The organism is Mycolicibacterium phocaicum, from assembly GCF_010731115.1.
Lineage (GTDB): Bacteria > Actinomycetota > Actinomycetes > Mycobacteriales > Mycobacteriaceae > Mycobacterium > Mycobacterium phocaicum.
The window spans coordinates 3,334,854-3,354,768 of record NZ_AP022616.1 but is presented as its reverse complement, the minus strand read 5'-3'; the positions used below and the strand labels follow the sequence as shown (position 1 = coordinate 3,354,768).

The following is a 19,915-nucleotide window of genomic DNA, read 5'->3' as shown; positions in this document are numbered from 1 at the left end:
TCCGCTGGAGTTACATGTTGGCGCGTGCGTCGGCGATGTCGGTGGGGTCGAGCAGCACCTGCTTGTCGCCGTCGAGCGATGAGGTGATGGGCGTGGGGTTGGTCGGATCGGTTGAAGTGATGGTGCGGGTGAGCTTGTTGATGTTCACATCGCCGGTCAGATATCCGGTATGTGTGCCCGTGACGGTGATGTCGGCGACGTAGCGGATGGTGGATTGGCTCGCGGTCGAGTCCGTTGATTCGGTGCCGTTGAGAACCATTCCCTGGCTGTTGACGTAGTTGGTGTACGTCACGGTGCGGATGGTGTGACCGGTGGCACCAGGAGTCTCGCTGACCACCGCGGTGCCCCCGCCGGGGCCCGCGTAGCTTCCGGTGCTCGGCAGCGGGGCTGCGCTGGGCACGTAGGTGGCGAGCGGGTGGGCCCAGGTGTACTGCGCCGGATCGGGCGTGGACCGGTCTGCGGCCACCGGACCGACGCTTGTCGTGTACTGGAGATTGGCCACCACGATCCGGGAGTCGGTGGGATTTGCTTCCCAGAACGTCACGGCGGTGCCATCGGCGTTCCAGCTCGCCATGCTGCGCGCCGTGTAGCCGTCATTGTTGACGAACAAGGGAATCCCGTTCTCGCCCTTGAGTTCATCCTCCAGCGCGATGGCCCACTCCTGGTTGCTGACGTTCACTCCGTCGGAGGTTCCTGCATACGCTTGATAGACGCTGCCCTGGATGTACGCCGGCAGGAATGCCGGTCGTTCGATCCGGTCCATCGGAGACAATGCGTGGTAGCCGCGGGTACTGCCGACCGCGATCCACTGCCCATTGGGGGACATGTCGATGTCTTCGTCGTATTCGAGGTTGGCGGTGATGCGGGACACGGCGCCAGTGGCCAGGTTGACGGCGATGTCGTCGACATTGCCGGCCTCATAGGTGCCGCCGATGATGATCACGCTCTTGCCGTCCGGGGTCCACTGTTTGCCCTCGCCTACGGGATAGACCACCTGGGCGTTGTCGACGTGATACTCGGCCGCGCCGGTTGTCGCATTCGTCGTGCGAGTCAACGTCCCGACGATCGGTACGGCAGTGATATTGCCGCCCTGGCCCAATTGAATCTGGCTGAACAGTACCTGCTTTCCGTCGGGTGAGATTCGCATCTCGCGCAGCGGGTCGAGTGCCCGCGCGGCTGAGGGTGGCGCGACCACGGGCACCAACCGCTTGCCGTTCGCATCGCTTTCGAACACGGCGTAGCCGTTGGGAGTGGTCCCGACCTGAATCATGAGACGGCCTGAATCATCCTGGAAGGGAACAACTCTGGACAAGCCTGCAGTGATTTCGGGCGATGCGCCACACGTCATGCAGTCGAGGCCGGTGCCGTCGACCTTGATCTGGTAGATCTCCTGGCGGCCACCGGTGGGCGGTGTGGCCGCGAAGAAGATGGTCTTGCCGTCACCGGAGAAGCGCGGCGTATTCGGCCTCATGCCGGCGGGCAGGTGAACCGCCCCGGGTTTGATGCACACCTTCTTTCGAGGGAAGGTAATTCGCATCATGCCGAAGAAGTACGACGAGGAGTTCAAGGCCCGGGCGGTGCGGTTGGTCGCTGACCATGCCGACGAATACGACACCCGCACGGCCTGCATCACTGCGGTCGCCAAGCGGTTGGGAGTTTCGTACGAATCGCTGCGACGATGGGTCGCCCAGGGCGAGGTCGATGCCGGGGATCGTGCCGGGGTGCCCAGCGATACCGCACGGGAGTTGCGCGAGCTCAAACGCAAGAACAAGGAGCTTGAGGAAACGATCGAAATCCTCAAGGCGGCAACAAGTTTCTTCGCGCGGGAGAGCGACCCGCGACGCCGCTGATCTGTGCGTTCATCGCCGAGCATCGTGCTCGGTTCGGGGTCGCTTCGATCTGCCGCGTGCTGTCCGAGCATGGCTGCCAGATCGCCCCGAGAACCTTCTACGCCTGGCTCACCAGGCCCCCGTCCGCGCGGGCCTTGTGGGACACCGTGATCACGCAGGTGCTGGCCGGCTACTACGAACCTGACCGGGCGGGCCGGCGTAAACCGGAGTCGTTGTACGGCGCGGTCAAGATGTGGGCTCACCTGCAGCGCCAGGGCATCGAAGTGGCCCGTTGCACCGTCGAACGGTTGATGCGGGCCAACGGGTGGCGTGGGGTCACCCGGCGCAAGAGGGTCCGCACCACCATCGCTGACCCGGCGGCCGGGCGGGCACCGGACTTGGTGGACCGCCAGTTCCGCGTACCGGCACCCAACAAACTGCTGGTGGCCGATTTCACCTACGTCCGATTGTCGTCAGGAGTGTTCGTTTACACCGCGTTCGCCATCGACGCGTACGCCGGGCGGATCGTGGGCTGGACCTGCTCGGCCGGCAAGAGCGATGCATTCGTTCGGCGGGCGATCCGCCACGCCGCCGAACTCCGGCGTCGTGAAGGTAATCCGTTGTCCGGCAGAACTATTCACCACTCCGATGCGGGGTCTCAATACACGTCGGTGAAGTTCGGGGAAACCCTCGCACTATCGGGGTTGGTGGCATCGATCGGATCGGTCGGCGACGCCTACGATAACGCTCTGGCCGAAACCACGATCGGGCTCTACAAGCACGAAGCCATCCGCGATGACTCCCCGTTCCGGCATGGCCCGCTGCACCGGCTGACCGACGTGGAACTGCTCACCGCCGACTGGGTGAACTGGTACAACACCGACCGGCTCATGCATCGCCTGGGCCGCATCCCACCCGTCGAGTACGAGGCCGTCTACTACGCTACGAACACAGCCCAATCCGCGGCTGCACACCCATAAACCGGTGTGCATCAAACTCGGGGCGGTTCACAGGTTCATGATGACGCGGTTGACGGTGGGGTTGAGGACGGTGAGGTCGGCCGTGGTGCTGGCGCTGTGGGGCCGGAACAGGTTGAGCAGGTTGAGTTTGTTGCCGTCGCTGACCGATACGGTGAATGAATCGGTTTGTGCTGCAGTGTAATTGATGTCGTTCGGGGTGTAGGTGAACTTGCCGGTGGCTTGGTCGATGGTGACGGTGCCGTTCTGGGGCGCTTGGGTGACGGTGTAGGTGAGTTTGTCGTGTTCGGGGTCGGTTGCGCTGAGGTCGCCGGTGATGGTCTGGCCGGTTTGGACGGTTGTGGTGGGGTTGTATTTGAGTGTCGGTGCTTGGTTGAACAGGTCGCGGCGCACCCTGAACCGCCCCAGGTTTTCCGCCGCTGCTATACGGGTTGACGCTCTCGGTCGAGGGCGCTGTAGTGGGCGTGCTCGTACTCGGTTGGGCTGACCATGCCGAGACTGGAGTGCAGCCTTCGGTTGTTGTACCACTCGACCCAGGCTGCTGTCGCGTACTCGACGTCGGCGATGGTCCTAAACGGCCCCGGGTGGAACACTGTGGTTCGGATGCATTCGGTCTTGTACAAGCCGTTGATCGTTTCCATCAGAGCGTTGTCGTAGGCATCCCCGACGCTGCCAATGGAAGGTGAAATCCCTTCCAGTTCAAGGTGTTCGGTGAAACGGACCGACGTGTATTGGCTTCCGGCGTCGCTGTGGTGGATGAGCTCGCCGGCTGCGGTGGGATGACCTTCGTGACGGCGCTGCCACACGGCCATCCGCAACGGGACCATCACCAGATCGGTGGTCTTGGTGGTGGCCGCGTGCCAGGCCACGATCCGCTGAGCGAACACGTCGACGATGAAGGCCACGTAGACAAAGCCCGCCCAGGACCGCACGTAAGTGAAGTCGGTGACCCATACCCGGTTCGGGACGCTCGCATGGAAGTTGCGGTTGAGCAGATCCGGGGCGCGGCGCCCGTCGGTGTCCGGGATCGTGGTGCGCACCTTCTTTGACCGCCGTATGCCCTGCAGACCCAACGTGCACATCGCCCGGTGCACCGAGCCCGCCGAGGCCTCTGGCAGCGCGGCACGGCGGATCAGGGCCGTCATCTTGCGCCGCCCGTAGAGCCCCTCGGGGGCCAGAACGCGCTTGCCGGCGGCGTTGGTGGTCCACGCCAGGCCACGCACAGCGTCGATGACCTGGGCGTCGGTGATGGTGCGGGCCGCTACCGTCCGGCCTGGTTGTTTCCAGGACCGGTAGGTGCGCGCGGCGATCTGACAGCCCTGCTCACACAAGACTCGGCAGATCGACTCGACCGCGTGCCCAGCGGCGCGTTGATCGTCGATGAACGCGAAGATCACCGGTTGCGGGGGTCGGTGAAAGTCGGCCCGGGACGCGGTGACAACCGTTGGGGCTGTTCCGTTTTCCCGGGCCGCTTCCCGAACCCGGCGTGCACCTTTCAATGCACCGGGCTCTCCACAAGACCCGGTCAGGCTGCTGTGGTGTCCTCCTCGGGGGTCGGCCAGGGCGAGGGGATGACCGCGCCGCGGTAGCGGTAGCGGGTGGTGCCGATCTTCTCCAGATCGATCAGCATCCGGTCCTCGGTGGTTGGCCACCAGCCGCCGCCGCAGTAGCGGCGGCGCAACTGTTTCCAGGTCGATTTGCGGTGTTTTCGGCGCAGCCAACGCCACACCGTCTGCCACGTGTAGTGGCTCAGGTAGGAGAAGGTCGCCGAGGACACCCCGGCCCGGAAATATCCCGCCCAGCCCTGCAGCGTCGAGTTGATCCGGCGCAGCAGGTCATCGAGCGGCTGGCTGGGTTCGACTGTTCGGCGCAGCGTCTTGATCTTCCGTTTGACCGCCAACACGGACTTCGTGGACGGATGAACGTAGACGTAGCTGCAGCTGGTGCCTCGTTTGCGGCGACGCTGGATGTGCCACCCGAGAAAGTCCAGCCCCTCGTCGATGTGGGTGATCAGGGTCTTATCCGGCGACAGACGCAACCCCATCGTCGCCAACACGGCGGCGATGTCCTCCCGTAGTGCTTCGGCCTGGGCTCTGGTGCCCCGCACCATCAGACACCAGTCATCGGCGTAGCGGACCAGCCGAAAGTTCGGCTGCCCGTGACGAAGTCGTCGAGCACGCTCCACCGAGCCGGTGGCCGGACCACCCGACAACCCGGCGATGTGTTCGTCGAGCACCGACAACGCCACATTGGCCAACAACGGCGAAAGAATCCCACCCTGCGGGGTTCCGGCGGTGCTGTCCGCCAGCAGGCCGTCCTCGGTGAAGATGCCCGCCTTGAGGAACGCCTTCACCAATCCCAGGACACGGTTGTCCCCGACGCGTCGACGCACCCGGCCCATCAGGGCCGTGTGGTCGATCTCATCGAAACAGGCCTTGATGTCTCCCTCAACAACCCAGTCGTAACACCGGGGACGTGTTGCGAGGTAACGCACTTCGGCCACCGCATCATGAGCGCGGCGCTTCGGACGGAAACCGTAGGAACACGGCAGGAAATCCGCCTCGAAGATCGGCTCCAACACCAACTTCAACGATGCCTGGACCACCCGATCGGTCACGGTCGGAATCCCCAAGCGGCGCAACGCACCACCGGTCTTGGGGATCATCCGCTCGCGCACCGGCAACGGGCGGAAACTGCGGTCCCTTACCTGCGACCGCAGTTCATCGAGGAACGCCTCGATACCCTGCCCAGCCGTGATGGACGACGCGGTGCGTCGATCGACCCCGGCCGTGGCGGCACCCTTGTTCCCGCTGACCCGATCCCACGCCACCAACATGAACGCGGGATCAGTGACGAGGTTGAACAGATCGTCGAACCGGCGATGAGGATCATCGCGTGCCCAACGGTGCAGCTTGGTCTGGATCTTCAGTACCCGTTGCCGCGCCAGCATCAGCGCCAACTCCAGCTCGTCGGTATTCACCGGCGACATAACGTCATCTCCTGATCTTCCAATTTCCGCACTGCATGTCTTGCTGGCCCCCTTCGCCCTGTGACCGCCTTTCTCGGTCTCCACGGCGGGCACGTCACCGCCCGCGACTACTACGAAGCCTCCGCCCCACCCGAATGCGGTTCCTTGACTCCGAACCCGAGTCGTCACACCCGCCCCGGCTGGCTACCGGAAACGAAATGAACGGTCCCGCAAGGTGGTTCCCACGTTCACCAGGTCATCGATTGGTCAGGGAGGCGCCCAGCTCTACTCCGGCAGCATCGCCATGGTTACGCCGCAGGCCTTCACCGTGGCCTCCCCACCGCTGGAACTAAACGGCTTCGGAGTCAAACCCCACCCGCTCGGGTTCGTGCACTGCATACCGGCCCATATCCACCAGGTTGGAGCCGGCTTCGCGGTTACGGAGCGTCTGACACTGGTTCGCTTGCGCTGCACCTTCTGACCTTGCTCGACAAGCCCGCACCGTCTGGCAGTACCGGCACGGCTCGCCTTCTCGGGGCCGCTTGCCACCGCTCACCGTCGTTCCCGGCGATCGGCTGCCCCGATGCTTCCTCAGGCCGCTGCGACGACCCAAAGGAGACGGTCTCTCACCGCCTCTCGATATACCCAGCGCCTCGTGGCGCACAGCTCCCCCGCGAAGAAAGTTGTCGCCGCTTTCAGAATCGCGACATCCTCACGTAGCCTTCGGTTTTCAGCCCTCAGCCGCTTGATTTCCTCGTTCTCCTCCGTGGTGACACCGGGTCGTTGACCATCATCGATCTGGGCCTGCACCACCCAGCGCCGCACCGATTCCTTACCCACCCCAAGCTGACGGGCCACCGCTTCCGAAGCGGCGGTCAACGACGAGTACTCCTGCTGATGCTCGGTCACCAGCCGCACCGCCCGCTCACGCAAGGCAGGATCGATTTTCTTCGGCATGCTGCTCATCCTTCCGGACTCAAACAGCAGCGGCATCAAACCTGGGGCGGTTCAGTGTTCGGTGCGGGGGCGAGGAACTGTTTGGTGAACTGGGTGACGAGGTGGTTCAGCGCGCCGAGGATGGTGCCGATGGGTCCGGTTGTGCGGGTCGGTGCGGTGGTGGTGGGCGCGAGCACCACAGCGGCCGATTGTGTTGCGGACAAGGTGGTTTCGATAGCCGCGGCGGGTGTTGCGGTGGCGGGTTTGGTGAGTGTCTGCGTCGTTTTTGTCGGCTGGGTGGCGGCGGTGTTGGTGGGCTGAGATGTGGTGGGCGGTGGTGGTGCGGCGGGGGTCGCGGTCTTCGCTGCTTTGGGTGTGGTGATTGCCGGTTCGGCGCTGCTGGCTGGGTGGCGGGTCTTGGACCCGGTTTTGGTCGTGGTGGCGGGGGCCGCGGGCTTCGGGGCGGGTGCCGGCGGTGCCGTGGTGGGGGCGGTCGGCGAACTCGTGTGATCGGTATCTGTTGTTGTATCAGGGGTTTTGGGCTCTGTTGACGTGGGCCCCGTCGTTGCGGGATCGGTGGACTCGGGTGAGGCCGCGCTACGGTCTGTGCTCTTCGTGGGCTTGCGGGTGCGGGTGTGTCCGCCTGTCGCGGTTTTTGCCTTGGATGTCGATGTGTTGCTGCCTGTGGCCGTGGACGCCGTCGTGGCTGTGCCGGTCTTCGGAGTTTGGGTGCCGGAGGTGGGGGGTGTTCGGTGAAGCGTCGTGTGACGCCGATGACGTGGGTGGAACCGCGTTGGCTGCGCATGGAGTGGTGACTACCATCACTCCAACGCCCAGGGCGGCGGCCAATGTGCCGACCCGACCGATATGGCGAGAATAGCCTCTTACATGGGTATTTCGTGCATTCATGGGGGCTCCGCTGTGCGACCGAAGTGAAGGCCCGATCCAGGCATTCACTTACCGACTGTAAAGTGAAGTGCTTTACGAACGTAAAGCTATGGATTGTCGGGTGTCAAGCATCAGCTTGCTATTTGTCAAGTCGGCGCCTAGTCGATCGTCAAGGTTGTGCTTCACTTGATGACCAAGGAGGCGGGATGACGTCCGGGCACGAGAGAGATGGTGGCTCGCCGATCGACACACGGCGGCGGTTGCTCGACAGTGCGCAGGTACTGATCAGCCGGCACGGCTTCGGCGGCACGTCGTTGCAGATGATCGCCGACGAACTTGGTTTCACAAAAGCGGCCATCTACTACCATTTTCGGACTCGCGACCAGTTGCTGGTGGCGCTGATGGAGCCTATGTTGCATCAGATCAGCCAGGTGGTCGAGATGGCGGAGAGCCAACGTACGCCGCGCGTCCAGATCGACACCTTGGTGCAGGGGTTTGCCCGGGTCGTCGCGAGGAACCGTCAGCTGGCGGCGGTGATGGTCTTCGACCCAGACGTGCACCGCATCCTTCAGTTACAGCCCGACTGGGGCAATCTCATCGGGCGTCAGCTGGCGCTGCTCACCCAATTGGACTCTGGTCCAACGGGAGTCATCAAGGCAACGGCCGTACTCACCGGTCTTGCCGGAGCGGCCACCGGCGCCCCGGAAAGCGTCAGTGAGGACGTGCTGGTCCAAGAACTGTGCGAGATCGGCCGCCGCACGATGGGGCTGCGGCCGGTGCGGCGCCCCAGTGCCGGCGACTCGACGGCCCGCTCACTGCCGCAGGCTGACACCGGACGGTGGAAGGACTTCGTGGCGGACGCTTGAGCTGCCGACAGCCACATCAATGTGTTGGCGGCGATGGCGCGAGTAGTTCCGGTGGGCGCCACTCCTCTCCTGGGCCTTAGACGTTCTGTTTGGCCTCGTCGATCTTGTTCTGGTCCATGAGGTTTTGCACGTCGCCGTCGACATCTGAGGTGATGTAGCCGCTGTAGGTTTGGCGATTGGTCACGGTAGCGTCGGCCTCGAGCGAACCGGTGTGCTTTCCCGTCACCGCGATGTCGGCTGTGTAGTGGATATACAACTGACTGGCGTTCGAATTCGTCGACTCCGTGCCGTTGAGAACCTCACCCAACTCATTGACGTAATCGGTGTAGGTGACGGTCCGGATCGTTCGAGTCGAATCGTTCGGATCTGCAGCCTCACTGACCACGGCTGTACCTCCACCGGCCCCGGCGTACGTCCCCGTCGGCGGAAGTGCCGGCGCGCTGGGAACATAGCTGCTCAACTTTGGCAAGGTCGACGACAGCTGAGGCGTCGTTGTGGTCCCCTGAAGGCCGCCGACGCTCGTGGTGTACTTCAGGTTGGCGATGACCATTCGGGTATCGGTCGGGTTGTCTTTGTTCTGTTCCCAGAAGGCAACAGCACTGCCGTCAGAATTCCACCCTGGCATGCTTTGTCCGGCGTAACCGTCACCTGGGACAATCAGTGGCAGACCGTTTTCCCGCTCGAGCTCATCGCCGAGCGCCACCACCCACGCTTGATTGGAGACGTTTATCGGATCGGCTGCGTAAGCGGTGTAGACGGGGCCGACGATGTAGGAAGGCAGGAACGCCGGTCGTTGGATCCGCGACATTGGCGTCAGCGCATCCAGGCCGCGCGTACTTCCGGTGACAATCCATTGTTCGTTGGGTGATTCGAATACGTTTTCCTCGTAGTCGAGGCCGGCAGTTTCGCGAGTGATATTCCCGGTGGCGAGGTCGACCTTGATGGCATCCACGTTGCCCGCGTCGTACTGACCGCCCATGATGATCACGCTCTTACCGTCGGGCGTCCAAGACTTGCCCTCGCCATAGGGCGCCACCACAGTTGCGTCGTCAACTTCATACCCGGTGTCGGTGCGCACCAACTTGCCCACGACGGGAATGATTGCGACGTAGTTGTTAGTGCCCAACTCGAGTCGGCTGAACAGCACGTGCGTGCCGTCGGGCGATATCTTCATCTCCCGTTGCGAGTCAAGGACATACGTCGGGCTGGACGGCGTGGTGAGCGGGACCAGCTGTCTGCCGTTTGCACCGTCTTCGTAGACGACGTACCGGTACTTGTCCGTGCCGGTCGTGAGCCTCAGCAGAATCCGTCCCGAACCGTCTTCGAACGGTAGCGGCTTTTGGAGGTCGCCGGTGATGTTCGTCGACACCCCACAGGTCACGCATGTGACGCCGGTGCCGTCGATATTCATCTGGTAGATCTCCTGGCGGCCGCCCGCTGCCGGTTCGGCACCGAAGACAATGGCCTTCCCGTCTGAAGTGAAGCGGGGCCGGCTGGGATTGGTGATGCCGGCGGGCAGGTTCATGATGACGCGGTTGACGGTGGGGTTGAGGACGGTGAGGTCGGCCGTGGTGCTGGCGCTGTGGGGCCGGAACAGGTTGAGCAGGTTGAGTTTGTTGCCGTCGCTGACCGATACGGTGAATGAATCGGTTTGTGCTGCAGTGTAATTGATGTCGTTCGGGGTGTAGGTGAACTTGCCGGTGGCTTGGTCGATGGTGACGGTGCCGTTCTGGGGCGCTTGGGTGACGGTGTAGGTGAGTTTGTCGTGTTCGGGGTCGGTTGCGCTGAGGTCGCCGGTGATGGTCTGGCCGGTTTGGACGGTTGTGGTGGGGTTGTATTTGAGTGTCGGTGCTTGGTTGAACAGGTCGCGGCGCACCCAGCCCATCAGTGCCCACAGCATGGGGGTGAACGGTTCGGAAGTGTTCGGTGCGGGGGCGAGGAACTGTTTGGTGAACTGGGTGACGAGGTGGTTCAGCGCGCCGAGGATGGTGCCGATGGGTCCGGTTGTGCGGGTCGGTGCGGTGGTGGTGGGCGCGAGCACCACAGCGGCCGATTGTGTTGCGGACAAGGTGGTTTCGATAGCCGCGGCGGGTGTTGCGGTGGCGGGTTTGGTGAGTGTCTGCGTCGTTTTTGTCGGCTGGGTGGCGGCGGTGTTGGTGGGCTGAGATGTGGTGGGCGGTGGTGGTGCGGCGGGGGTCGCGGTCTTCGCTGCTTTGGGTGTGGTGATTGCCGGTTCGGCGCTGCTGGCTGGGTGGCGGGTCTTGGACCCGGTTTTGGTCGTGGTGGCGGGGGCCGCGGGCTTCGGGGCGGGTGCCGGCGGTGCCGTGGTGGGGGCGGTCGGCGAACTCGTGTGATCGGTATCTGTTGTTGTATCAGGGGTTTTGGGCTCTGTTGACGTGGGCCCCGTCGTTGCGGGATCGGTGGACTCGGGTGAGGCCGCGCTACGGTCTGTGCTCTTCGTGGGCTTGCGGGTGCGGGTGTGTCCGCCTGTCGCGGTTTTTGCCTTGGATGTCGATGTGTTGCTGCCTGTGGCCGTGGACGCCGTCGTGGCTGTGCCGGTCTTCGGAGTTTGGGTGCCGGAGGTGGGGGTGTTCGGTGAAGCGTCGTGTGACGCCGATGACGTGGGTGGAACCGCGTTGGCTGCGCATGGAGTGGTGACTACCATCACTCCAACGCCCAGGGCGGCGGCCAATGTGCCGACCCGACCGATATGGCGAGAATAGCCTCTTACATGGGTATTTCGTGCATTCATGGGGGCTCCGCTGTGCGACCGAAGTGAAGGCCCGATCCAGGCATTCACTTACCGACTGTAAAGTGAAGTGCTTTACGAACGTAAAGCTATGGATTGTCGGGTGTCAAGCATCAGCGACGATGATGGTTCGACCGGACGTCCGCCGCACCCTGCGGTTGCAGTCGGACTGGGGCCAACCTGGACGGGCGCCAGCCGGCATTGCATTGCCAGGCGTGAGCGGACAAATCTGCAGGTGAGTCCTCGACGCGTCCTACTGTGACCTGCGCATTGTCGCAGCGACCGTCTGGCTGACTAACTGCCTTGACGGCTTCGCAGCACCGTCTCCAACTGTTCGGCCGTCAGCGCCCAGCCATTGTGGAAGTTGTCGTACTCGTGCGATGGCAGGAGCGAGTGTTCGATCTCCATGAGCGTCTCGCCGTCGCCGTGGGGTTCGAAGGTGACGTTGACGACGCTGGCCATCGTCGGGTCGGGCCAGTTCGAATTGCTCCAGGTGAACCGCAGCAGGCGCGGGCGGTCGATCGCCAGGAAGTGCCCGATGATCAGAACGATGGTGCCGGTGGCATCATGGTCGACGTCGAACTGCAACTTGCCGCCGACGTGGGGCTCGACGGTGATGGCGACGCACCGGGACGGGCGCGGGCACATCCAGTCCGCCAGTGACTCGACATCGAGCCACTCGCCGAACACCACGTCGGGGACGGCCGGCATGACGCGCTGCACGCGTACGGTGACGGGTTCTGTCATTGACCATTTCCTTTGCGACGCAAGCGGTCTGCGAGGGCATCCGCCCGCACCGACCAGAAGTTTGACTGTTCGTTGATCCACTGCTGCGCCATGGTCAACCCATCGGGGCGCAGGGATACCCACCGTTCCCGGCCGCGGACATCGCGTTGCACCAGGCCGGCCGATTCCAGCACGCCGATATGCCGGGAGACGCCGGCGAATGTCATGGGCAGCGGCGCGGCGAGGTCGGTGATGCGCGCATCGCCTTGTCGCAGCGTCTCCAGTAGCCGGCGGCGCGTCGGATCGGCCAGGGCGGCGTAGGCCCGGTCCAGCACCTGATCTTCAACCATCTTGTTGACTATAGCGATGGATCATGCTCTCCTGGAATAGTGATGTTCAACAACTTTGTTTAATGATTTTGTGAAGGAGGGAAGCCATGCAGAAACCCGAGATCGTGTCCGCGGCCGAATGGGACGCCGCGCTGGAGAAGATGCTTGTCGCGGAAAAGGAATGCACCCGGCGGCGCGACCAATTGGCCGCGATGCGGCGCCGCATGCCGTGGACGCCGGTCACGAAGGGCTACACGTTCGTCGGTCCGGACGGTGAGACGAGCCTCGTCGAGTTGTTCGGTGGGCGACGGCAACTCGTCATCTACCGGGCGTTCTTCGAGGAGGGTGTGCAGGGCTGGCCTGAGCACGCCTGCCGCGGCTGCTCGATTATCGCCGACAACGTCGGACACGTCGCGCATCTCAACGCCCGCGACACCACCCTGGCGTTCGCCTCGCGCGCGCCGCAGCCTGACATCGCGCGGATGGCGGCCCGGATGGGCTGGAAAATGCCCTGGTACACCATCACCGACGACTTCGACGTCGACTTCGGCGTGCACGAGTGGCACGGCACCAACGCCTTCATCCGTGACGGCGACACCGTCTATCGCACCTACTTCATCAACAACCGCGGAGACGAAGCACTGGGCACCTCGTGGAGCTATCTCGACATGACGGCGCTCGGCCGCCAGGAGAGCTGGGAGGATTCCCCGCCCGGATACCCCCAGGACCCGCCGTACGAATGGTGGGACTGGCACGACACGTACGGCGAGCATCGGCCCTCCCGGTGGTTCGGTGACCCCGACCCCAGCAAGCCTGACGATCCCCGTCCACCGCGCAAAGAAGGGTGCGCCTCCTGTGAGCGATGAACCTGATCTCGCGAATCTCTACCGGCAGACGATGGACCGCATCATCGAATTGGTCAGTGCGCCAGATGTTTCGGTGGACACCGCGGTTGCCGCCTGCCCGGGCTGGTCGGTGCGGGATGTGCTGGCGCATCTGGCCGGCGTCGCGCAGGACTGGGCCGCCGGACGTCGGTCCGCCCCGCCCACCGACGCGCAGACGGCCGCGCAGGTGGCCCGGTTCGACGGGCGTGGCCTGAACGACATCCTGAACGCGTGGGGCGAAGCCGCTGCGCACCTACCGCGGCTCGCGCGGGAAGGCATCGCGCCGCCACTCGGTGACATCGTCGTTCACGAGCACGACATCCGTGACGCGCTCGGCCGGCCAGGTGCGCGGGATTCGGCTGCGTTGCAGCGTGTTTCCGATCAACTGCTGCGCATGCTGGTCACGCCCGTGCCGGTGCGGGTCATCGTCGAGGACGGTGAGTACCGGTGCGGTCCGGACGTCGGGCCGGCGGTCGATCTGAAGACCACGCGATTCGAAGCTGTTCGCTGGCGTACCGGTCGACGCAGCCGCAGCCAGATGGCGGCCATGGCGTGGTCCGGCGACCCGGCACCGGTACTCGATCACCTGTACATGTTCGGGCCCGCAACCGCCGATCTCGTTGAGTGACTACGGCCGGGGCTGGGTCAACAACGCGACGACGGCGTCGGTCAGCGCCGCGCGGGCGACGTCGAGGTCCGAGGTGAAACCGATCTGCCGTTCGTTGCTGAGACCGCGGATCGCAGCGGGAAGCAGGCACCGTACCCGGTGCAACTGGTCCGGGTCGACGTCGAGCCCGTCCATCAGATAATCGAAACCCTGAATCCAGTCGAGTTCGCGGGCCGCGAAAGCTGCTGCCGTGCGCGGATATTCGGCGGCGACGTCGGAACGTCGCGCCGGCAGTGACGTGCGCAGTGCAGTCAGCGCACGGCCCTCGGTGGTGTCCAGGTAACGCCAGACCGATTCGATGGCCCCTTCCACCCGTTCCCGAAGCGTGCCGCTGCGTGGCGTGTCCGGACCGGAAGACCAACTCCGGGAGTGGATTTCGGTGATCACCGCGACCCAGAGCCCGTCCAGGTCAGCGAACTGATGCTGCACCGTGCCCCAGGTGACGCCCGCATCCTTGGCGATACGGTTCGCCGACACCGGCTCGCCACCGCTGTCGGCCAGACAGCGGATGGCGACGTCGAGCAGGCGTGCCCGGGTTTCCAGGCCGCGCTTGTTCAACTTGGTGCCGGCACCCGACTCCGTGACGACGGCCTGCCACTGTGCCTGCGCAAGGGCTGCCTGCGGGGAGTCCCGGGCCGCGGGCTCAGACAAATCGGCCCGGGTTCGCCGCGACGGCCCGGCGCAGTGTCGGCCGGTCGGCGCGGTAGGCCTCGACCACGGGCGCCAGTTCATGCGGGCTGGCGCCGTGCATGATCACCGAGTGCACGCCCAAACCATACTGGCGGGCAATGGTTTCCGCGCAGTCCTGCGGCGAGCCCTTGGCGACCGCGTCCAGCCATTCGGTGGGGATCAGCTCGGCGATCCGCTGCAGCGTCTCGAACGACGCGCTGGCATCGATGGGTCCGGCGGTCGCGGCATCGGTGAACAGGTCGGACTGCCGGATGCGATCCCACGTCGCCCGATCCCAGCCGTTGGCCGACACCAGGACATCGGGATACGCCTGCAGGTAGGTCGCGAGCCGGCCGACGCCACGCCGGATCTGGTCGTCCTCGGACAACGCGTCGGGCACCGTCGCCAGGCAGGCCCAGATGCGGACGCTGTCGGGGTCGCGGCCCGCCTTCTCGGCGCCGCGGCGTACCGCGGCGACCGACTTCTCGGTCGCCGCGTCGGAGAAGAACGTATGCAGCACAACGAAATCAGCGATCTCACCGGCGAGCTCCATGGTCTTCGGGCCGACCGCGACCAGGCCGATCGGCGGACCGTCCGCCAGGCCGTTGACGTGGCGCAGCATGGGCCACTTCCCGGCCGGGCCCTCGTGATTGAGAATCATCTCGCCGGCCCAGAGCCGGCGCAGGATGCCGAAGAAGTCGCGCAGCCGCGCCTCGGTGACCACCGGCAGTCCGATCGCCTGCCAGTAGGGCCCCATGCCGCGGCCGAATGCCATGGCGAACCGGCCCTCGGTCAGTGCATGCATCGTCGACCCGATCGTCGCGGTGACGGTGGGGTGCCGCGTGTGGTGATTGGTCGACGGCGCGATGCCCAACGTCGTGCTGGCACCTGCCACCGCGCCGCTGAGCACCCCGGCATCCTTCACCGTGAAGCGCTCACCGATGTGGCACGAGCCCAACCCGAGCGCTTCGGCGTCCCGAGCCTCGGGCAGCACCACCCGGGCGTCTGCGGGGTGCCGGGTGACGGCGTAATAGCCGAGCTCATTGAGCTGGTCCTGCGTGCTCATGGGTGCGCCTTTCATCGGAGACGCTTAGCACTGTTAACCATCTGGGGAGCAATTGTCAATGAGGGTTCTCAATAACTTGGCGCGTCGGCCGATGTGCCCGCCGCGTCGATGCTCGGGAACCTGGCGTGCAATTGATCGATCAGGAACCTGGCCTCATCGAGGTCGCGTCGCAGGTCTCGGGCGCGCCGCCGCATGGACCGCGCCCGCTCCGACCATGCCGTCGCATCGGGCAGCGACTCAACCCTCGACAGTCGGGATGCGAGGTCCCACGCATGCCTGCGCAGCTCCGCGCGCAGCGCTCGAGCCTGTGCCGCATCGGCATCTTCAGTCACGCCGATCATATTTACACGACGGTCAATTGGCTGCGAGGCCAATTGGTTAGTTTGGCTTCGAATCGTGTCTCCTAGAGCGCGCGGATCACTCGAGCCGGGGTGCCGACGGCGAGCACGCGCGGCGGCAGATCGCGCGTGACGACCGAACCGGCACCCACCACGGTGTCCGCGCCGATGGTGACGCCGGGGCACACGATGACGCCGCCGCCCAGCCACACGTTGTCGCCGATCGTGATCGGCTCGGCCGCTTCCCACTTGTCTCGGCGGGGTCCCGGCTCCAGCGGATGGGTGGCCGTCAGCAGTTGCACGTTGGGTCCGATCTGGACGTCGTCCCCGATGCTGATGCGTGCGACGTCGAGCAGGATGAGGCCGAAATTGGCGAAAGTGCGGGCGCCGATGGTGGTTTGGTAGCCGTAGTCGCACTGCAGCGGCGGGCGGATCTCACTGCCGTCGCCAAAAGTGCCCAGGAGCTCGTGAAGGAGCCGATTTCGTTCCTCGGTGTCGGTGGGATCGAGCGTGTTGATGCGGTGGGTGAGCTGCTGCGCGCGCCTCGATTCGCGGATCAGTTCGGGGTCATCGGCGAGGTACAGGTCACCAGCGAGCATGCGGTCGCGCATTGAACGAGCCATGGTTGCCACGTTAGGCGCGCCCGGCCGCGTGAACCTTTTTGACGGCCGATTCGTTCAATTGATATGAGCATCATCGACTTCCGCCGCCGGCGCCCCGTCGCGCCGACCTTCGTGGTGGTCGATCGTCTGCACGGCCGGCGTGCCGAAGAGGTGCCCGGGGAGCAGATCGCCGCCACCGTGTCGTCGTGGCTGGCCGAACTGGGTGTGGAGAGCCCGCTGATCGATGCGCTGGAATCGGCTGCCCAGAGTCAGGACTGGCCGACTGTCTACGCCCTCGGGGATCGGCTGTCGGTCGATGTCATGGTCGCTTAGCGGAAATCGGCACGCGGTTCTCCGGCATCGCGCACAGTGGGTGAATGACAAAGTTGCGCATTGGGAATGCCTGCGCCGCACTCGGCTTGGCGATGTTGTCGGCGCCCGTCGCGGCGGCGACGCCGCCCGAGGGTGACGTCGTGCGGACCGACCTGGCGCGCGGCGACACTGCGGTCCCGGTCGAGATCGTCACCGGTGGAGCGCCATCGACGCTGATCGTGCAGGGATTGAAACTGGCCCCGGGCGCGAGCAGTGGCTGGCACACCCACCCCGGGACCGAGTATTCGGCGATCAACACCGGTGGTGTCGTACTGCAAACCGCCGACGACTGCGCGGGGACCGAATTCGGCAGTGGCCAAGCGGTTTTCATTCCCGCCGGAGTGCCGCACCGGGTTGCCAACGACAGCGCCGGGGCCGCCGAAGTCGTCGTCACCTATACGGTGCCCGTCGATGTGCCGTTGCGGGTCGATGCCCCCGACGCCTGCGCGGGCTGAATCAGCCCAACCCCAGCTTCGTCGGTGCCCCGTCGATGCTCGACAGGTTCTTCTGCTGCCAGTATTCGGCGACGCCCTCGGGCCCCTTCTTCTCGGCCCAGGTGTCGAGCAGGACGCGCTCGGACTCGACCGACATGAGGGGCACGCCGAAGCCGCATGAGGTCTGGACGATATCCACGCTCACGTCATAGATCTGACGAGAACTGATGTGGGGCGGGAACTGGCTGTAGAGCTCGTCCCAGTCCGCGTCGCCGGGTGCGACCTCGCGGGCGGTGCCGTACAGGCGCAGGATCATCGGCTCGCGATCGAACGAGCAGAACATCAACGTCATCCGCGGGTTGTCGAGCAGATGCGCCGACGTCTCATTGCCGCTGCCGGTCAGGTTCAGCCAGGCCACCCGATGTGGCCCGAGGACGCGGAGCGAGTCCAAACCCTTCGGCGAGAGGTTCACCCGGCCGTCGCGCGCCGCCGTCGCCACGAAGTACATGCTCTGCGCGGCGATGAACGTGCGGAACCGGTCGTTTATCTCCGGGAACTGCTTGGCCATGTGGGCATGCTTGCACGGCGGAGAGGCCAGGGGCGAGCGAGTTTCAGATGGCGGGACGGCACGGAGTCCTCGGCTACGGAGCTGTGTGGGTGGCTGCGTCGTGATGGATCCGGACTGCCGGCGCGACCCAGCGCCGGAGAAAGGCTCGCAACTCTTGGCCGTGCCGCTCCGGGCCGCCGGGATCCAGGATGAACGACTGCAGTGTGCGGAGCATGAACTCGACGAGCTCGTCGAGTTGCCGGCCACTGAAACCGGCTGCGCGCCAATCGACCTGGAAACGCTCGAGGATTGATCGACCGAACGAGATCGACGTTTCTGAGGTGACGCCGGCGGCGAAGGCACTCGCCCTGCCGGGGTGCATGACCAAGCTCAGATAGCGATCGTTGGGCAGTTGTTCCAACGTGTAGGCGATGCCTTCGATCACGGCCTCGGAGGGATCGGTGATCGATTGCAGGTCGTCGGCCAAACGGTCGAGAAAGTCTACGACTGCTGATAACGCGGTGCCGGCCATCAGTGCGTCGAGGGTGGGGAAGTAGCGATACACGGTCTGCCGGGTGATCCCGAGTTCAGTGGCCACATCGGACACGGTCACCGAGCCTCGCACGTCGATCGATGAGCGCGCCGCGCTGACAATGCGGCGAACCGCCTCCTCGTCGTCGACGGGGATGTCACCAGACCAGCCGTGTCTGCGCATCACCGCATACTTCCATCCCGCTGTCGTTCTGCGAACGCCGCCAACTCTTGACCATACATATGACATCTAATGTATGGTCCGAAGATTCCCGAACGAGAAATGAGGTCAGCCATGACGGCGATCGCCGAAGGACCGGTCAGCAATCAGGACGAGCAACTGACCAGGCGCGCCTTGCGTCACGCGGTCGACAAGACGACCGATATGGCCGACCGTGAGCTGCGGGTGCCGTTGCACTACTACCGCGATCCGAAGATCACGGAGATCGAGGAGTCGCAGGTGCTGCGCCGCGTGCCTCTTGCGATCGTGCCGTCGGCCCAGATTCCCCATGTCAACGACTACGTCGTGCGCTCGGTGTTGGGTGACTCGCTACTGGTGACCCGCGATCGTGACGGCGCCAGTCACGTGTTCCTCAACTACTGCCGTCACCGCGGCGCGAAGCCGGCCTGCGGGGCCGGTAACGCCGCCCGGTTCACGTGCCCGTACCACGCGTGGAGCTACAAGAACACCGGCGAACTGTTCACCGTTCCCGGCAAGTCTGGGTTCGATTCGATGAACAAGGCCGACTATGGACTGGTCGAGCTGCCAAGCCAGGAGCGGCATGGCTTCATCTGGGCCGTGCTGACGGCCGGCGCCGACGTCGACGTCGATGGTCATCTCGGGCCGATCGGGCCGGAGCTCGAGCTGATGAACTATGCCTCGTATGGCTATCACACGGAGAAAGAATTCCAGTCCCAGGTGTCGTGGAAGGGCGCCCTGGAAGCGTTCGCCGAGGGGTATCACTTCCCATTTGTTCACGGCGAGAGCGTGATTGGACAGAACACCCTGCCCAACACCGGGGTTTACGACGAGTATGGCAAGCACCATCGCATCGGCTTTCCCTTCAACTGGGTCGCCAATCTTGCCGACGACCCGACCGGATCGTGGGACCCGCACCAGAACATGGGCGTCATCTACTGGATCTATCCCAACCTCATCCTGGCGAACAGCCCGATCGGCGTGGAGATCATCGACATCCTGCCGGCCGGCGAACCGACGCGATGCTCGGTGCGGCACAGTTGGATGGGCCGGGTGCCGGCCACCGACGACGAGATGCGCGCGGTCTACGACCAGGTGTACGACAACGTCCACGCTGCTGTCGTCGACGAGGACTTCGCCATGTTGCCTCAGTGTGGGGAAGGCGTCAGGCGTGGTCAGCACGACCACATGATCATCGGCCGCAACGAGATTGGTGTGCAGCACATGATCAGAGTGTTCGCAGAGGAGCTCGGTGTGGCGCTCGGATGAGTACGCGCAATCCGCCGTCCTGCGGGCTTCCGAGCGCTAGATTCGTGCCAAATCCGGACCGAAGAAGGT

At 64.5% G+C, this 19,915-nt stretch carries 22 protein-coding genes and 2 pseudogenes; 9 read left to right on the top strand and 15 right to left on the bottom strand.

Going from position 1 to position 19,915, the window contains the following annotated elements; translation table 11 throughout:
- Positions 1-10 precede the first annotated feature (10 nt).
- The gene (locus tag G6N46_RS16250) at positions 11-1,540 is read right to left on the bottom strand and encodes a TolB-like translocation protein (protein ID WP_163692812.1); all 1,530 of its coding nucleotides are present in this window, start codon (positions 1,538-1,540) and stop codon (positions 11-13) included.
- Between G6N46_RS16250 and G6N46_RS16245 the strand changes: the two genes are divergently transcribed.
- A protein-coding gene (locus tag G6N46_RS16245) for an IS3 family transposase (protein ID WP_135356434.1) occupies positions 1,539-2,809 on the top strand; the annotation gives its coding sequence in 2 pieces (ribosomal slippage) (positions 1,539-1,812 and positions 1,812-2,809; 1,272 coding nt in all). The two genes, G6N46_RS16250 and G6N46_RS16245, sit on opposite strands and share 2 nt — an antisense overlap.
- A gap of 27 nt (positions 2,810-2,836) precedes the next feature.
- On the opposite strand, the gene G6N46_RS16240 is transcribed toward G6N46_RS16245, so the two are convergent.
- The 5 genes and pseudogenes from G6N46_RS16240 to G6N46_RS16220 all read right to left on the bottom strand — a co-directional run bounded on the left by G6N46_RS16240 (position 2,837) and on the right by G6N46_RS16220 (position 6,934).
- Entirely contained in the window at positions 2,837-3,199 is a 363-nt protein-coding gene (locus G6N46_RS16240) for an Ig-like domain-containing protein (protein ID WP_235688647.1), read from the bottom strand.
- 29 nt (positions 3,200-3,228) lie between these two features.
- Positions 3,229-4,365 (bottom strand): annotated as a pseudogene (locus G6N46_RS16235) (IS3 family transposase); the annotation flags it as partial.
- Positions 4,332-5,795: a group II intron reverse transcriptase/maturase gene (gene ltrA, locus G6N46_RS16230; RefSeq protein ID WP_456093943.1), complete on the bottom strand. Its 1,464-nt coding sequence runs from the start codon at positions 5,793-5,795 to the stop codon at positions 4,332-4,334. The pseudogene G6N46_RS16235 and the gene ltrA, both read right to left, overlap by 34 nt.
- 648 nt (positions 5,796-6,443) lie before the next feature.
- A pseudogene (locus tag G6N46_RS16225) lies at positions 6,444-6,731 on the bottom strand (transposase); the annotation flags it as partial.
- Positions 6,732-6,766: 35 nt separating this feature from the next.
- Positions 6,767-6,934 (bottom strand): hypothetical protein, encoded by a 168-nt coding sequence (locus G6N46_RS16220; RefSeq protein WP_163692808.1) that lies wholly within the window; start codon positions 6,932-6,934, stop codon positions 6,767-6,769.
- A gap of 103 nt (positions 6,935-7,037) precedes the next feature.
- Here G6N46_RS16220 and G6N46_RS16215 point away from each other — a divergent pair, with 103 nt between their 5' ends.
- Complete coding sequence (locus G6N46_RS16215) at positions 7,038-7,220, top strand: hypothetical protein (protein WP_138247752.1); 183 nt, start codon at positions 7,038-7,040, stop codon at positions 7,218-7,220.
- A gap of 584 nt (positions 7,221-7,804) precedes the next feature.
- Positions 7,805-8,464, top strand: coding sequence for a TetR/AcrR family transcriptional regulator (locus G6N46_RS16210; protein ID WP_138251358.1), 660 nt, complete (start codon positions 7,805-7,807; stop codon positions 8,462-8,464).
- A 76-nt stretch (positions 8,465-8,540) separates the two neighbouring features.
- Here G6N46_RS16210 and G6N46_RS16205 read toward each other — a convergent pair whose 3' ends face one another.
- Complete coding sequence (locus G6N46_RS16205; RefSeq protein WP_235688646.1) at positions 8,541-10,508, bottom strand: Ig-like domain-containing protein; 1,968 nt, start codon at positions 10,506-10,508, stop codon at positions 8,541-8,543.
- 127 nt (positions 10,509-10,635) lie between these two features.
- Here G6N46_RS16205 and G6N46_RS16200 point away from each other — a divergent pair, with 127 nt between their 5' ends.
- Positions 10,636-10,818, top strand: a complete 183-nt coding sequence (locus G6N46_RS16200) for a hypothetical protein (RefSeq protein WP_138247752.1) — start codon at positions 10,636-10,638, stop codon at positions 10,816-10,818.
- 689 nt (positions 10,819-11,507) lie between these two features.
- On the opposite strand, the gene G6N46_RS16195 is transcribed toward G6N46_RS16200, so the two are convergent.
- Both G6N46_RS16195 and G6N46_RS16190 read right to left on the bottom strand, forming a co-directional pair.
- Positions 11,508-11,960 (bottom strand): SRPBCC family protein, encoded by a 453-nt coding sequence (locus G6N46_RS16195; RefSeq protein WP_138247753.1) that lies wholly within the window; start codon positions 11,958-11,960, stop codon positions 11,508-11,510.
- Positions 11,957-12,289, bottom strand: a complete 333-nt coding sequence (locus tag G6N46_RS16190; RefSeq protein ID WP_138247754.1) for an ArsR/SmtB family transcription factor — start codon at positions 12,287-12,289, stop codon at positions 11,957-11,959. Before G6N46_RS16190 ends, G6N46_RS16195 begins: the two co-directional genes overlap by 4 nt.
- A gap of 86 nt (positions 12,290-12,375) precedes the next feature.
- Here G6N46_RS16190 and G6N46_RS16185 point away from each other — a divergent pair, with 86 nt between their 5' ends.
- Positions 12,376-13,134 carry a DUF899 domain-containing protein gene (locus tag G6N46_RS16185; RefSeq protein ID WP_138247755.1) on the top strand — a complete coding sequence of 253 codons (759 nt, stop codon included), beginning with the start codon at positions 12,376-12,378 and terminating at the stop codon, positions 13,132-13,134.
- A complete protein-coding gene (locus G6N46_RS16180; protein WP_174814053.1) occupies positions 13,124-13,780 on the top strand; it encodes a maleylpyruvate isomerase family mycothiol-dependent enzyme in 657 nt (218 codons plus the stop codon). Before G6N46_RS16185 ends, G6N46_RS16180 begins: the two co-directional genes overlap by 11 nt.
- On the opposite strand, the gene G6N46_RS16175 is transcribed toward G6N46_RS16180, so the two are convergent.
- The 4 genes from G6N46_RS16175 to G6N46_RS16160 all read right to left on the bottom strand — a co-directional run bounded on the left by G6N46_RS16175 (position 13,781) and on the right by G6N46_RS16160 (position 16,515).
- Positions 13,781-14,470, bottom strand: coding sequence for a TetR/AcrR family transcriptional regulator (locus G6N46_RS16175; RefSeq protein WP_138247756.1), 690 nt, complete (start codon positions 14,468-14,470; stop codon positions 13,781-13,783).
- A complete protein-coding gene (locus G6N46_RS16170) occupies positions 14,463-15,554 on the bottom strand; it encodes a TIGR03857 family LLM class F420-dependent oxidoreductase (RefSeq protein WP_138247757.1) in 1,092 nt (363 codons plus the stop codon). The genes G6N46_RS16175 and G6N46_RS16170 overlap by 8 nt, the downstream gene beginning before the upstream one ends.
- A 68-nt stretch (positions 15,555-15,622) precedes the next feature.
- Entirely contained in the window at positions 15,623-15,886 is a 264-nt protein-coding gene (locus G6N46_RS16165) for a hypothetical protein (RefSeq protein ID WP_138247758.1), read from the bottom strand.
- Between the two features lie 71 nt (positions 15,887-15,957).
- Positions 15,958-16,515 carry a sugar O-acetyltransferase gene (locus G6N46_RS16160; protein ID WP_138247759.1) on the bottom strand — a complete coding sequence of 186 codons (558 nt, stop codon included), beginning with the start codon at positions 16,513-16,515 and terminating at the stop codon, positions 15,958-15,960.
- A gap of 63 nt (positions 16,516-16,578) precedes the next feature.
- On the opposite strand from G6N46_RS16160, the gene G6N46_RS16155 reads away from it, so the two are divergent.
- On the top strand, positions 16,579-16,827 hold the full coding sequence (locus tag G6N46_RS16155; protein ID WP_138247760.1) for an Rv2628 protein family: 249 nt from the start codon (positions 16,579-16,581) through the stop codon (positions 16,825-16,827).
- Positions 16,828-16,871: 44 nt separating this feature from the next.
- Positions 16,872-17,321, top strand: a complete 450-nt coding sequence (locus G6N46_RS16150) for a cupin domain-containing protein (RefSeq protein WP_138247761.1) — start codon at positions 16,872-16,874, stop codon at positions 17,319-17,321.
- A gap of 1 nt (position 17,322) precedes the next feature.
- Here G6N46_RS16150 and G6N46_RS16145 read toward each other — a convergent pair whose 3' ends face one another.
- Both G6N46_RS16145 and G6N46_RS16140 read right to left on the bottom strand, forming a co-directional pair.
- Entirely contained in the window at positions 17,323-17,868 is a 546-nt protein-coding gene (locus G6N46_RS16145) for a pyridoxamine 5'-phosphate oxidase family protein (RefSeq protein WP_138247762.1), read from the bottom strand.
- A 73-nt stretch (positions 17,869-17,941) separates the two neighbouring features.
- Positions 17,942-18,562, bottom strand: a complete 621-nt coding sequence (locus G6N46_RS16140; RefSeq protein WP_138247763.1) for a TetR/AcrR family transcriptional regulator — start codon at positions 18,560-18,562, stop codon at positions 17,942-17,944.
- A gap of 111 nt (positions 18,563-18,673) precedes the next feature.
- Between G6N46_RS16140 and G6N46_RS16135 the strand changes: the two genes are divergently transcribed.
- Positions 18,674-19,846, top strand: coding sequence for an aromatic ring-hydroxylating oxygenase subunit alpha (locus tag G6N46_RS16135; RefSeq protein ID WP_138247764.1), 1,173 nt, complete (start codon positions 18,674-18,676; stop codon positions 19,844-19,846).
- Positions 19,847-19,915: the final 69 nt, after the last annotated feature.